The sequence below is a fragment of the Pseudomonas sp. S2_E01 genome (assembly GCF_054668365.1).
This window is the reverse complement of record NZ_CP162762.1, coordinates 1676533-1690692: the sequence shown is the minus strand read 5'-3', so window position 1 is coordinate 1690692 and position 14160 is coordinate 1676533. Positions and strand designations below refer to the sequence as shown.

Sequence of the window (14160 nt, the reverse complement as noted above, 5' to 3'; positions counted from 1 at the left end):
CTTGTGCTGGCGGGCCAGCGAAAATTCGGGGAAAACAGTGCCGCCGGCAGGCGCAGCGGCGCCTGCCGGAAGGCCTTGATCAGCCAGTCTGGCGCTCGGTCCAGGCGTCGGAATGGGAAATGTTGCCGTCCTTGTAAGTCCAGGTGATGCGCTCATATCGCAACTCGACCTGTTCCTGGTGGCCGAGTTTTTCCTTGGTCACGTCCTTGATGTCGTGCATTTTCGGGGTGACCTTCACCACCTTGACGTTCTCCAGCAGGGTGCTGAAGTACTCGACTTCCTGGCCGGCGTCGTTGGTGGCGTACCACTTGAACTCAGCGCTCTTGAGGGTCTGGCCAGAGGTGACCGCCTTGAACAGGTACGGACTGCAGGCGTCGATATACTTGGTAAGCACGACAGGCGCGTGGTTCCTCGTGCCGGTCAGCTTGCCCGTGTTGTCATCCGTTGGGATGTACACCATGTGTTCATAGGCGAGCACCTCGATGCTGCCGACCCGGTCCTGCACGTCCACCGAGCCTTTGATCTCGTTACCGCCGTCGTCCTTCAGCCAGAGGTAAATGGGAGTTGCCATGTGAAGCTCCTTTTCGTTTTCAGTGCTTGATTGCCGCGTTATGCGGCGAGGGTTGTCTGCCGGCGCCTGCGGTGGGCAGCAGGCAAGCCCCCACATCAGGCACCAGGCGGATTTCGACGCGGCGGTTGGCCTGGCGTCCGGATTCACTGTCGTTGTTGGCAACGGGCCGGCTGGCGCCGAAGCCCTGGACCGCGAAACAGCTGTCGGGGATGTCACCCATCTGGCCCATCCAGTGGCGTACGGCGGCGGCCCGAGCGCGAGACAACTGGAGGTTGTGCTCGGCACTGCCGGTGCCATCGGTGTGTCCGGCAATCACGATCAACCAACCGGGTTGGGCCTTGATGCCGACCAACGCGTTGATCAGCACTTTTGCCGATTCAGGTTTGAGCTGGGCGCTGCCGCTGGCGAACAGCGACAGGCTGTCCAGGCGCACGGTGCTGCCGGGTTGTTGGGGTTGTCGGTGTCCGGCGATGGCCGCCCACAGCGGCGCACGCAAACTTTCGCCGCGGTACAGGCCGAACCCCAGCGACAACGGCGCGCCGTGCCGGTAGTAGCTGTCCAATCGGGATGCATCGCCGCGCAGTACGTCCAGGGCTTGCTGGCGGTGATCATGGTCGGTTGCCTGGATAGAGAAATAGCGGCGCATGTCGTCGCTGACCTGCCGCGCCAGCAAGGTGTTCTGCCACGCAGAGCTGAGCAATGCGAGCCCTGCGGCAGCCATCAACAGCCACAGTGCGATGAGCCCTGCACGGCGTTTTGGCGAGGCACGGTTGTCGCTCGGCAGTTGGGCCAACAAAGGATCGGGAAATGGCAAGGTCGCACTCGCGCACGCAGCCGGCGAACGTTGATCAGCCACGGCAACCCTGTCGTGTAACCACCGTTGCCACAGGTTCCCCGCCATGACCTGAGGCATGACTGAAACGAAGGTGACTGCGCTGAGCGCAACCGGGCCCGCGAGCTCCGGCAATACCGTTTGTGCCAGCCACGCAGCGGCACTGTTCAATTGCACGCTGGCCTGCAAGCGTGTCGCACGGGTCGCCGTGTCGGCGGCCTGCGCCTGCCATTGCTGCACGCCGACACACGCTGCGCCATCGTGTACGTCGGGCAAGGCCTGACCGGCCTGCCAACTGAACCAGGGCCCGACACCTGGGCCTGCGTGCAGGTAACTGGTCAACATCAGCGGCAAGGCGATGCCACCCTTGCGCGCCCGCATCAATTGATGACGCAGCACCCGCACCCGGCCGGCGAGCCGTTCGCCGTCCACCTGCTGCTGGGCATTGACGACGAACATGACGCTCAGTTGCCGCCCCCAGTCCGGGCGCAGACTGATCAGCGTACCGATCAGCTGCGGCAGTGATTCCAGGCAGGTGACACGCACGTAGCAACCGTGCGCCGTGACGCGCAGGGCCACCTGGTCGGCGGGTATCGCCCCGAACAGGCCGCGCAAACCGTCACCACACACCAACACCACCGGATAGCGCCAGGACGGTGGCGGCAATGACTGCTGATCGGCGATGAGCAACGCTTGACGCTGGCGCCGTGCACGCTTGCCGATCCGCATCCGGGCCAGACCGACGCCACCCAACACGGCCAGCATCAAGCTCGCACGGACCAACCCGGTCATAGGCACGATCACCAACAGCGCCATGGCAAGCGTGCCAGCCCATAGCCACAGCGCACGTTTGAGATTGAACGGCATCGCCCTTCACTCCTGGCCAGGCACGAGTGTGGCGATCAGTTGCCCGAGCACCTGATCCAGGCCCCACCAGGTAGCGACGAGCAACATGCCGGCAACCATCGCCTGGGCCAGCGGATAACGCGACCAGAACCGTGGGGCGCGACGTCCCTGCATGGCGGATTGCGTCACGATCGTCTGGCTGGGCTTGAGCGGTGCCACGCGGGCGTTGAGCACTGCCACCAGCGCCTCGCGCTCGGGGTCGTGCAGCTCGCGATAACGGCCCTTGAAACCCAACATCAGCACACGATGGAAAGCCGTGAGCACCATCGGATCCGCAGCAGGCTCGCGCAACATCCGGCGCATGTCCTCATACAAGGACACGCCCGCCTGATGCCGGTTGAAATACCGCGCCTGCAAGGGTTCGCGGGCCCACTCGGCGTGGTCATCGTCCTTGGCCCGACTGAGCACGGATTCATCGAACAACGCACATTGGGCATGAATGATCGGATCGATGCTGTCCTGGCTGACTCCCGCCTGCTCGAGTTGCCGGCGAACTGACTCGATCTGCTGGCTGCATTTTTCCGCAATCTTTTTACTGTTCTCGGGCGACGCGCCGTGCAGTAACTGGACCACCAGCAGGTAGCTGTCCTGCAGCAACACGTCGATGTCGATCGTCGCTGCCGCATGGTTTTGCGAGGTGTTGGGGTTGATCACTGTATTCATGAACGCAGCACCGCGAAGAGTTCAAGCTTGACCTCGGCCAACGTGCCGGGGACGTACAACGCACAGGTGCCCCCGGCCAGCATGGCGCGCCCTTTTTCATGGCGAAGGTCGAGGGCGAAGCACTGGTTTTCCAGGCGCAACGGAATGGCAGCGGGCACATGGCTGAGCGGTTGCAACGGCACGCCATCGAGCGCGGCGTTGACCAGGTGATCGACATCATCGGGCGTGCCGATCTTGCACAGTCGCGGGAACTGGCCCTGTACTTGTGCCGCGGGCAGGCGGCAGCGCACCGACAGGTAGAAATCGACGTCATCGGGTTCGCGCAACCGCGCATCATTGAGCGTGACCTGCCAGCGATGGGCCGAGACTTCCTCCAGCTCGAGGGCAATGACCCGCGATGGCAGGCTGACCTCCAGCAAGGTCGACACCAGGCCCATCAGCGGTGCAAACACGCTTTGCAGATGGTCATGCCGGTACGGCGGAATCTGCTCGATCTCGTGATCCAGGGAGAAGGTCAGCAGGCTGCCCGCCAGCCTCACCAGTTCGAGATAGACCTGTTCGGGATGGCGCGCGGGCCCGGCCTTGAGATCGGCCAACACGGGCTGATAGGTGTTCAGGGCATTGAGCAGCCAGAACAGCGACACATCGGCCACGGCAAAATCAGCCATGCGTTGCTGGCTCTCGCGACGCATGCCCATCAGGCGCTGGCGCTTGGCAGACAGTTGGGTCAGCAGGTTATCCAGTTGCGTCAGCAGGCCCGGATGCGCGGCGAAACTCAGCAGGGGCGGCACGTAGCCAGAATCGAGGCTCCAGGCGCCCTGCCCGTCGCGCACCAGTTGTGCAATCGGGCAGGTCAGGTAGTCGCCGTTGTCGTCATGGGCAAAACGCAGGCTCAGCATGTGCTCCAGCACGCCGATCGACTGGCTGTCATCGCCGTAGATATCCTGCACATGGCGCCAGTCCTGGCGATAACGTTGCGGGCGCTCGGCCTTGGTCGTATCGAACACGCAGTTGTTGCCGTTGGCTTGCTCCAGCGGCAATGCCAACAGCACGGTGGCGTCCCGCAGGTGATCGGGCAACAGGCCCGTCAGTTGCAGGCCGGCCGGCAGCCGGTCGACCTGATCGGTATCGATCGGGGTGCCGTCAGGCATGCGCAGGCGCAGCTGCGTCGCCTTGAGCTTGCCCAGGCCTAACGCTTGCAGATCAAACGACACGGCCTGGACACCCCAGGGATGAACCAGCGACAGATGCGCCAGGCCCTGGTTGGTCCAGGCTTCCCATCGAGCCTGTTGCTGGAATTGCTGCGGGGACAGCAGCGCCCCCGAGGCCCACAAGGGGCGGTCGATTTTCATGGCATCGTTTCCGTACGAAATGGTTGGCCGCCAAAGCTCAGGCAGCCAGGACTCAGGCTTTGGCCTTGGGCATCTGCGAGACCAGCGACAAGTTGACGTCCATGCCTTCCACCTGGAAATGCGGCACGGCGTACAACTTGACGCGGAAGAAGCCCGGGTTGTCCTCGATGTCTTCCACCAGCACCTTGGCTTCACGCAGCGGGTGCGAGGCCTGCAAGTCGTCACCCGGGTCGGTCATCTCGGTCACCAGGCCGCCCACCCACCTGTTCAGTTCCAGTTCCAGCAAGCGGCGATCCTTGGTCGTGCCGATGTTCTCGCGCTGGATCAGCTTCAAGTAATGAGCGATGCGCGACAGCAGGAAGATGTAGGGCAGGCGTGAGTTGATGCGGCTGTTGGCGGTGGCATCGGGGGTGTCGTAAAGCGCCGGTTTCTGCGCCGAGTTGGCGGAGAAGAAACACGCGTAGTCGCGGTTCTTGTAGTACGACAGCGGGATGAAACCGAGGTTGGCGAACTCGAATTCGCGGGTCTCGGGGATCATCACTTCGGAAGGAATCTTCACCTGGTTGCCGGTGCCCAGGTCGTACAGGTGGATAGGCAGGTCGGTCACCGCTCCACCTGACTGCGGCCCACGAATCTGCACGCACCAGCCATTGGCGATGAAACTCTTGACCATGTTGGCGGCGAAGGCGTACGAGGCGTTGGTCCACAGGTACTTTTCGTGGTCCGGGCCCTTGACGCTTTCCATGTAGTTGAAGCTGCGCACCGGAACGGTGTCCGGGCCGTACGGTAAGCGACCCAGGACCCGGGGCATCAACAGGCCGATATAACGCGCGTCATCGCTGTCGCGAAACGACTTCCACTTGATGTATTCAGCACGATCGAAGTAGTTGGCGATGTCCTTGATGGCCGCCACTTCCTCCATCGACTGCTTGCCGAAGAAGCCCGGGCCTACTGCCCCAATGAATGGCATGTGCGCGGCAGCGGCCACCTTGGAAATGTTGCGCAACAGGGCGATATCCTGCGGGCTGCGATCGAACTCGAAGTTGGAAATGGCCGCCGCAATCGGTTCGCCGCCTGGCGTGTCGTACTCCTGGGTGTAGGTATGCGCGTACAAGCCACTTTGGGCGATTTCCGGCGCATCCTCGAAATCCTGCACCAGGTGATCCTTGCTGATATCGAGCAGCTCGATGCGCACGTTCTGGCGGAAGTCGGTTTGATCGATCAATGACTTCACACCACGCCAGGTCGATTCAATACGCTGGAAATCCGGGTGGTGCATCACCGCATCCAGTTGGCGGCTGATCTGTGTATCGAGTGCGGCGATATGTTCATCCAGCAGGACTTTGTCCAGGCGTTCGACTTTCTGCGCCGATTGTTTGAGCAAGTTCAGGAAGACACTGACAGCCGCTGTGACGCGCTCATCGGCGGTCGCATCTGCCAACGCCTCGGCATCCTGGAATGTATCAAGGGTGCCCAGGGTTGAAACCGGGCATAAATTGATCTTGCCGAATAACGCACTGTAGATACCTTGTCTTTCTTCAGGCAATACTTCAGCGCCGCGCGATTGCACGCTGGAACTTTCTACCGACATGGAAAACTTCCTTTTTAGTTGAACCGGGGTAAATCAAACAACTTCTTGCGGGGCCAATGCAGCCAGCTCCGCTTGTAGTTCCGCACTGAGCGAATCGTCCTTGAGAATCCGCTCCAGTTCATTGCGAAACGTGGCGTTATCCAACAAATTGGATTTGAGGTCGCGCAGTAGATTGCGCATCGCCAATAAGGCGCGAAGTTGTGGAATCTGCCGGGCAACGTGTTCAGGCTCAAAGTCTTTCATGCGCTGAAAGCTCAGCGCCACCGAGGTTTCGTTCCCGTCATCCGCCAATGTGTTGCTTACCGCCAGCTTCAACGCCGGTGAAAAATCTGCCAGCACACTGTCGAAGTTGTTTTTATTGATATTCACTTTGCTGCGTTCGGATAAAGAGCGCTGCTCCTCACCGTTGCTGTAATCCCCCATCACCATCAACTTCAGGGGTAATTCGATTTTCTTCTGCGCACCACCGGTATGCAGATCCAGTTTTATATTCACCCGAGCCTTGGGCACTTCACCCTGAAAACTGTTAGAAGCCATATTTCCTCCATGCGCAAACGCAGCAGCCACTCGTTAACAAGCCTGTCAACAACCAAATAAAGTTGAATCAATTCAAAGTGAAACCAAATTTTTCGAAATAATTGACCTGCGGTATGGGTGTCAATGTTTGTCAGGCAGCCAAGATGGACTATTGACTTGGCCCTGCCAACCCCAGAAAAGCGGATGAAGAAATTTCCCACTTGGCATTCAGATCACACCTACGTTTAACCTGATTTTAACTAAGGGAATGTCAGTAATTTCCTACAGGTAAGCCGGGAAATCATTAAACAACTACAAACAAAAAAAATGCGGCGACATTTCTGTCACCGCAGTCTTTCGGAAGGTTCAAGGAGAAAATTGGCCGCCGTGTTTAACCTCGAGCCGCCTGGCAGACACCTCGCTCGCGGTCTTGTTTATTTCAGGCTCCGGCGGCCAACCGCGCCGCCAGTGCTTTAGCCTGCAACGCCACATCCGTCACCGCCGTACTCTCCCACCACATCCCTCGAAGCGGCGGCCCCATGGCGAACAGTCTGCTGGCCGCCTGTCCATCGGCATCCAGCACCGCGCCATCCACAGCAGCAGCGATGCCCAGCGCCAACGGCCCCGGGCGGATCAACCCGCGTGCCAGCAACTGCCGAGGCAACGGTCGAGCCACTCGGCGCCAGTCGTATTCGATACCGCTGGAATTGATCAGCGCGGCCCCCCGCACCACCTCGGTTTGTGTCTGGCCCCGACGGCGGATGCGAATGCCCACCCCAGCTCCCGCGGCAGGTTCCAGCCCCTGGTAGGAAGCGGCCTGGATACGCAGCCGCCCCTCGTCGTGCAAGCGGGCCACCAACTCGGCGCTCAACGGCGGCGAGCGGTGGTGATGGCTCTCCCACCAGGGCCGAACATGGCGCACGAACTGCCGGCGCTGTACGTCGGTCGCCTGATGCCACAAGCGACCGATATGCGCCCGCACGGTGTCCAGCGGCGCCTGCCAATCGATGCCCCGGGCGATGGCGTCACGACAATGCCGACGCAGTTCGCGCACCAGTTGGCGCGGGGTGCGGAGGGTGTGGTCCTCGGCCAGAAAGTCCACCCAGGCCGGCGGTTGCCTGCGCACGTGGGGCAGCAGCCCGTGACGGGAGAACACCTCGATCGGCCCGCGATGGCCGGCCTGTTCCAGCGACACCACGGCATCGACCATGGTCAGTCCGGAGCCGATGATCAGCACCGTTGATTGCGGTTCCAGTTGACGCATGGCCGCCACGTCCCACGGGTCGAGGGCGGCAGCGTTCAGGCCGCTGGACTCGGTCTGTGGCGTGCGCGCCGCCGGGAACATGCCCGTTGCCAGGACCGCATGGGTGCCCTGCAAACGTTGCCCATCGCTCAGGCTCAAGCGCACCGCGTCATCGAAGGTTTGCAGGTCAACCACTTCGGCTCGCACATGCTCGACGGTCGAACCATAAGTCGCGCCAATCGCCTGCGCCTCCGCCAGGCGCTGCTGCACGTACAGGCCAAAGATCCCTCTGGGTGGAAACAGCTCGCTGATCGGCACATGTTGCTCATCGGATTCGGGCCAACCGCCCGCCGCGATGAAGTCCGTCAACCATTGGGTCAGGTCGTTGGCGTTGTCCGGGTCGACGCTCATGCGCGCCGCGTTGCCGTTCAACGTGTGGCCCAGTTCGACCGCGCTGTAGGCCTCGCCACGCCCCAACTCGGCACGCGGCTCGATCACCAGCAACGAGCGCTTGCCCGGCAGGCGCAGCAACTGCACCGCGAGCATCGCCCCGCTCAGGCCACCGCCGATGATCAGGATGTCTGCGTGGCGGATGGCGTCTGTCGCCTGTCCGCTGTCGATTTCAGTCATGGCGCTCTCTTTGCTCAGTGTTTACCCAGGTAAAAGTCATGCAGATCACCCCTCGCCAATAATGCCTCGCTGCTGCCCGACAGCACCACCCGGCCGGTGTCCAATACATAGGCCTGCGACGCGTACTTGAGCGCGACATTGATGTTCTGCTCGGCGATGAGGAAGCTCACCTGCGCCTCGCGATTGAGTTGGGCAACGATCTCGAAAATCTCCTGGACGATAATAGGCGCCAAACCCATGGAAGGTTCGTCGAGCAGTACCAAAGTAGGACGTGTCATCAGCGCGCGACCGATGGCGACCATCTGCTGCTCGCCTCCGGAGGTCAGCCCGGCCTGAGTCTTGCGCTTGGTTTTCAGGCGCGGGAACCAGGCGTAGATACGTTCGAGGTCGCGGGCCAGGTCCTGGCGGCTGAGGCCCCGGACAAACCCGCCGCTGCGCAGGTTGTCCTCGACAGTGAGCTGTGGGAACACGTGGCGCCCTTCCAGCACGTGCACCATGCCCTGGCGCACCCGGCTGCTGGGGTCGACGCCCGCCGTGTCCTGGCCAAGAAAGCGGATGGTGCCGCGACTGACCTGTGCCCGCTCCGCCCGCACCAGCCCCGATATGGCCTTGAGCGTGGTGCTTTTGCCCGCGCCGTTGGCCCCGAGCAAGGCGACAATGCCGCCTTTGGGCACCGTCAGCGAGACCCCGGCGACGGCCAGGATCGCGCCGTCGTAGATCACTTCAATATCGTCGACATGCAGCAGCTCATCGACGGCCCTGTTACTGGCAGTTTGGCTCATGGGCTATTCGTCCCCGTTGCAGGTGCGTGGCGTGAGGCCTTTTTCCTTGGCGAACGCGGCAGATTTTTCATCGATCAACGGCCGCAACAAGGCACGGTCTGCCGGGATCCAGTCGCTGATCAGCGTCCAGTTGGCGCCGTCCCATTGCTGCACACGCGCCGAGCCGCCACCTTCGTGGTCCTTGCACGACAGCTTGAGGTTTTGCATCAGTCCGAAGTAGCCCATGTCCTTGAGCCGGGCGTCGTCGATGTTCAGGTGCTCCAGGCCCCATCGCCCTTCTTCCCCGTTGAGCGGGCGCTTGCCGAACTTGCCCTGTGCCGTGCGGATGGCCTCCACCGCCACCGCCGCGTTCACCAGCCCGGAGTTGTAGTAGACGCTGCCGAAGTTCTTCAGGTCCTTGAGATCGCTCTTTCCCTTGTCGAGAATGTATTGCTTAAGCCGCTTGTGGATCTCGAAATCGGTGCCGGCCGGGTATGGCGTCAGCGCCAGGTAACCCTTGGCGGCAGCGCCCGCGGGCAATACGTCCTCACTGGAACTGGCCCAGATGTCGCCGACGATATGGTCCACCGGGAAGCCGAAACGCGCAGCGGTCTTGACCGCCACTGGCGTGGATACGCCCCAGGTGCGCAGGAACACCCAGTCCGGGTTGGCCTGGCGAACCTGGCGCCATTGCGCCGACTGTTCGTTGCCCGGATCCGCCACCGGAATCTGGATGTTCTCGAAGCCGTATTTTTCCGCCAGCAGTTTCAGCGGCCCGAGGGTTTCCCGACCGTAGGCCGAGTCGTGGTAGACCGTGGCAATTTTCTTGCCCTTGAGCTTGTCGAAGCCGCCCTCGCGCTGGGCAATGTAATTGATCAGGCTCGATGCCTCGCTGTAAAACGTCAGCATCACCGGGAAGTTGTAGGGGAACACCGTGCCGTCGGTGGCCTCGGTGCGGCCATAGCCGAGGGTGATCAACGGAATCTTGTCGACTTCGGCGCGCTCACTCAGGGCATAGGCTGCCGGGGCGCCGTTGGGTTGGTAGACCGCCACCGGCGCACCATCCAGACCTTTCTTGAAACGCTCGTAGCACTCGATGCCCTTCTCCGCCGTCCACTCGGTCTCGCATTCCTGCCAGACCAGTTTCACGCCGTTGATCCCGCCTTCCACTTCGTTGATGTAGTTCAAATAATCGATCATCCCGGCCCACACCTGCACACCGCTGGAGGCGTAGGCGCCGACGCGGTAGGTGGCGAGTGGAAAGAACTGCTGGTCCGGCGAGGCCTGCACAACGGGCACCGCACTGCTGAAAACCGCCAGGGTCAGGGCGGCGCCGAGCAAGGAACGTTTCAAGGTTGCACGCATGGTATCTCTCTAATAGTCAGTGAAGGATTCAGAAACGCAGGGGCCAGTGGCTCAGCCGTTCGCGGAGGTTGCCGAGCAGGCGAATCAGGCCTTCCGGTTCCTTGATCAGGAACAGGATGATCAGCGCGCCAAAGATGATTTTTTGCAGGTTCTGCAATTGCCCGGCGTCCACCGCGCCACCGAACAGGGCCTGGCCGGCGTGGCTGAGCAGGATCGGCAGCAGGCTGATGAACGCCGCGCCGACGAAGTTGCCGGCGATGCTGCCCATGCCACCGATAATGATGATGAACAGGATCTGGAACGATCGATTGATATCGAAGCTGCTGGCACTGGCCGTGCCCAGGTAGGCGAAGGCCCAGAGTGCACCGGCGATGCCGAGGTAGAACGAGCTGACGGCAAACGCCAGGTGCTTGTAGCGCACCACCGGGATACCGGTCACGGCCGCGGCGGTGTCCATGTCGCGGATCGCCATCCAGTTGCGGCCGATCTGGCTTTTCACCAGGTTCGATGCCACCCAGGTCAACAGCAGCACCGTGGTCAGGGTCAGCAGGTAACGACCCAGCGGCGTGTTCAGGTCATGGCCGAACAGTGCCAGCTTGGGTGCCGAGATGGTCCCGGACGAGCCGTAGTTGTAGAACCAGGGAAACTTGACGAACAGCCACTCCAGGAAGAACTGCGCCGCCAGCGTGGTGACCATCAGGTAGAAGCCCTTGATCCGCGAACTGGGCAGGCCGAAGACAAATCCCACCACGGCGCTGATCAGGCCGCCGCCGAGCAGCGCCACCGGCAAGCCCAGTTCCGGCAAGCGCAGCAGGAAGCCGTAGGTGGCGAATGCGCCGACCGCCATGAACCCGGCGGCGCCGACCGAAGTCTGGCCGGTGTAGCCCGTGAGCAGGTTGAGGCCCAGCCCCGCCAGCGACAGCACCAGGAACGGGATCAGGATCGCATTGAGCCAATAGTCGTTGCCCGTCAGCGGCACAATCACGAAGGCAATCAGCAGGAGGGCTATCAGGGCATACGGAACACGGCGCTGGACCAGCAGCGCCGGTGCGGTTTCTCGGGTAAGGGAAATCGACATGGGTTCAGACTCGCTCGATGGCGCGCTCGCCGAACAGGCCGGCGGGACGGATGTATAGGAAGGCCAGGGCCAGCACATAGGCGAACCACGGCGTGATGCCGCCGCCAATCAAAGGACCGACGTAGACCTCGGCGAGGTTCTCCGCCGCGCCGACGATCAGCCCGCCGACAATCGCTCCGCCGATCGAGGTGAAGCCGCCGATGATCAACACCGGCAAGGCCTTGAGCACCACCAGCGACAGGGAGAACTGCACGCCTTGGCGCGCGCCCCACAGCAAGCCGGCGACCAATCCGACGACGCCGGCCACGGCCCAGACGATCTGCCAGATGCGGTTGAGGTTGATGCCGATCGACAGCGCGGCCGTGGTGTCGTCCGCCACTGCCCGCAACGACACACCGATACGGGTCTTGTTGAACAGCAGCGCCAGCACCGTCACCAGGACGATGGCGGCTGCGGCGGCGATCAGGTCGAACTGGCTGACCATCATGCCGCCCACGAACACCGGCACGTCATCGATGCCCAGGTCCAGAGCCCGCACCTGCGAGCCCATCAGGCCCTGGGCCAGCCCTTCGATGATGAACGACAGACCCAGCGTGGCCATGAACAAGGTGATCTGCGAACGGTTGACCAGCGGCCGCAGCACGAGCCGTTCGATCAGCAGGGCGCCGACGATCATCACCAGCACCGTCAACAGCAGCGCCAGGGCAAAAGGCACGCCCTGGTCGTGCAGGCTGACGAAGGTCAGCGCGGCGAACAGCAGCATCGCGCCCTGGGCAAAGTTGAACACGCCGCTGGCCTTGTAGATCAGCACGAAGCCAATGGCGACCAGCGAGTACATGGTGCCGGCGAGCAAGCCACCGAGCAGGGTTTCGAAGAAAAATGTCATCAGTGCACCACTCCCAGATACGCTGCGATCACCTCGGGGTTGGCCTGAACTTCGGCCGGTGTGCCATCGCCGACCTTGCGTCCGTAATCGAGCACCACCACGTGGTCAGACAGGCCCATCACCACGCTCATGTCGTGCTCGATCAACACCACCGTAGTGCCCAGTTCGCGGTTGATGTCGGCGATGAAACGGGCCATGTCCTGTTTTTCCTCGGCGTTCATCCCAGCCATGGGTTCGTCCAGCAGCAACAGGCGCGGACCTGCGATCAAGGCGCGGCCCAGTTCCACGCGTTTCTGCAGGCCATAGGACAGGTTGCCCACCGGCACATCGCGGTGCGCTTGCAGCTCGAGGAATTCGAGAATGCCCTGGGCCTGCCGGCGAAAATCCGCAGCTTCGCGGCGCGCCCGTGGCAAGCTCAGCGCCTGCTCGAGGAAGCCACTGCGCAGATGGCGCGACAGGCCGGTGAGTAGGTTGTCGATCACGCTCATTTTCTTGAACAGCGCGTTGTTCTGGAACGTGCGGCTAATGCCCTGGCGTGCAGCGTTGAGCGGGTCAATGCGCTTGAAGGGCTGGCGTTCGAAGACGATGGAGCCCGCGTCGAAGCGGTACACGCCATTGAGGATGTTGAGCAGCGAACTCTTGCCCGCGCCATTGGGCCCGATCAATGCGCAGATCTCGCCACGGCGCACATCGAAGGACAGTTGGTTGATGGCTTTGACGCCCTTGAAGGACAGGGAGATGTCGCGCACTTGCAAAATGAAATCGGTCGAGGTCATGCGATGTCCCGTTTGAATTCGTTGAGCCGGGCGAGGTTGGCCGGCGGCGTGCGCGGGGCTTGCCAGATGTCGTGCAGATTGTGGAAACCCAGCAGGCGGCGAACGCGCTGTTTGATCAGGCGTTGCAAGCCTTTTTCCGGCTGGGCGATGGCCCAGTCGCATAGGCGTCGGCGCCAGGTGCCTGGGGCGGCGAGGCGGCTGTCGATTTCCGCGGCCAGCCGTTGCAGGCGCTCGGCTGACAGCAGCAAGCCCGAGGGTGCCACTTCGCGGCGGTCGCGACTGGCGCTACCGGGGCTTTCCGGGAAGGCCAGGGAGTGGCCGCTGCCCAGCCACTGTTCAAGCAGCACGGTCAGCCCGCCTTGCCATTGCGTGCCCTCCTCGCTCCACCATTGCACGTGTGTGCGGCTGGTGCGCAGGCGCTGCGGCGGGTCTCCCGGGCCGAGCAGGTCGGCGAAATCGAGCAAGGCATGGCCGTGGTTGAGCCACAGTTGCCGGGTTTGGCGACGCGGTACGAAGGCGTGGGTGGGTTGGCTTTGCCAGAGGATAGGGTGCAGGGCCTGGGCGTCTAGGTCATCGGTGACGGCCAGCACCTGCCCGCCCGCCTGTTGCGCGGCGAGCGTCAGCAGCAACAGGTTCGGCTCGAAGGCGCCGCTGACGGCCAGGCGAGATTGTTCATCGAAACCTTGCTGGCGCAGGCCATCGGCCAGGCGCTCGACATCGCGCAGCACATCGATCCAGCGCCAGGCGAACCATTGGCCGTGGCGCTTGTGGCGCAACGCTGGTTGCAACGGGCTGACCTGCGCCCAGTGACGCAATTGCTCCAGCGCCTTGGGCGCATCGACCTGCCATTGCGTGGTGTCCGCAATCGGCGGCCGCTTGAGTTCGTGCACGCTCATGGATGACCTCCTGTTCATGGGCAAAAGCGTGCGGTGGTCCGCTGGGCTGGGTTTGTTCGTCTGCCACCAATCCCTGCAGGAGCGAGCTTGCTCG

13 protein-coding genes are annotated in these 14160 nt (G+C 62.3%); all 13 read right to left on the bottom strand.

Going from position 1 to position 14160, the window contains the following annotated elements; genetic code table 11:
• Window positions 1-79: 79 nt before the first annotated feature.
• Window positions 80-571, bottom strand: a complete 492-nt coding sequence (locus tag AB4O36_RS07760; protein ID WP_460141399.1) for an Hcp family type VI secretion system effector — start codon at window positions 569-571, stop codon at window positions 80-82.
• Window positions 572-590: 19 nt separating this feature from the next.
• Window positions 591-2270, bottom strand: a complete 1680-nt coding sequence (locus AB4O36_RS07755) for an OmpA family protein (protein WP_460123160.1) — start codon at window positions 2268-2270, stop codon at window positions 591-593.
• 6 nt (window positions 2271-2276) lie between these two features.
• Window positions 2277-2960, bottom strand: a complete 684-nt coding sequence (gene tssL, locus AB4O36_RS07750) for a type VI secretion system protein TssL, short form (protein ID WP_460126637.1) — start codon at window positions 2958-2960, stop codon at window positions 2277-2279.
• 8 nt (window positions 2961-2968) lie between these two features.
• Complete coding sequence (tssK, locus tag AB4O36_RS07745; RefSeq protein ID WP_460123157.1) at window positions 2969-4324, bottom strand: type VI secretion system baseplate subunit TssK; 1356 nt, start codon at window positions 4322-4324, stop codon at window positions 2969-2971.
• Between the two features lie 52 nt (window positions 4325-4376).
• Window positions 4377-5915: a type VI secretion system contractile sheath large subunit gene (gene tssC / locus AB4O36_RS07740; protein WP_460141398.1), complete on the bottom strand. Its 1539-nt coding sequence runs from the start codon at window positions 5913-5915 to the stop codon at window positions 4377-4379.
• A gap of 33 nt (window positions 5916-5948) precedes the next feature.
• Window positions 5949-6452 (bottom strand): type VI secretion system contractile sheath small subunit, encoded by a 504-nt coding sequence (gene tssB / locus AB4O36_RS07735; protein WP_460123150.1) that lies wholly within the window; start codon window positions 6450-6452, stop codon window positions 5949-5951.
• A gap of 418 nt (window positions 6453-6870) precedes the next feature.
• Entirely contained in the window at window positions 6871-8304 is a 1434-nt protein-coding gene (locus AB4O36_RS07730) for an FAD/NAD(P)-binding protein (protein WP_460141397.1), read from the bottom strand.
• A 14-nt stretch (window positions 8305-8318) separates the two neighbouring features.
• The gene (locus tag AB4O36_RS07725; RefSeq protein WP_460123145.1) at window positions 8319-9086 is read right to left on the bottom strand and encodes an ABC transporter ATP-binding protein; all 768 of its coding nucleotides are present in this window, start codon (window positions 9084-9086) and stop codon (window positions 8319-8321) included.
• A 3-nt stretch (window positions 9087-9089) separates the two neighbouring features.
• A complete protein-coding gene (locus tag AB4O36_RS07720) occupies window positions 9090-10430 on the bottom strand; it encodes an ABC transporter substrate-binding protein (RefSeq protein WP_460141396.1) in 1341 nt (446 codons plus the stop codon).
• A gap of 28 nt (window positions 10431-10458) precedes the next feature.
• Window positions 10459-11508, bottom strand: a complete 1050-nt coding sequence (locus tag AB4O36_RS07715; RefSeq protein ID WP_460141395.1) for a branched-chain amino acid ABC transporter permease — start codon at window positions 11506-11508, stop codon at window positions 10459-10461.
• A gap of 4 nt (window positions 11509-11512) precedes the next feature.
• Window positions 11513-12394 (bottom strand): branched-chain amino acid ABC transporter permease, encoded by an 882-nt coding sequence (locus tag AB4O36_RS07710; protein ID WP_460141394.1) that lies wholly within the window; start codon window positions 12392-12394, stop codon window positions 11513-11515.
• The gene (locus AB4O36_RS07705) at window positions 12394-13170 is read right to left on the bottom strand and encodes an ABC transporter ATP-binding protein (protein WP_460141393.1); all 777 of its coding nucleotides are present in this window, start codon (window positions 13168-13170) and stop codon (window positions 12394-12396) included. The genes AB4O36_RS07710 and AB4O36_RS07705 overlap by 1 nt, the downstream gene beginning before the upstream one ends.
• Window positions 13167-14066, bottom strand: a complete 900-nt coding sequence (locus tag AB4O36_RS07700) for an AMP-binding protein (protein ID WP_460141392.1) — start codon at window positions 14064-14066, stop codon at window positions 13167-13169. The genes AB4O36_RS07705 and AB4O36_RS07700 overlap by 4 nt, the downstream gene beginning before the upstream one ends.
• Window positions 14067-14160: the final 94 nt, after the last annotated feature.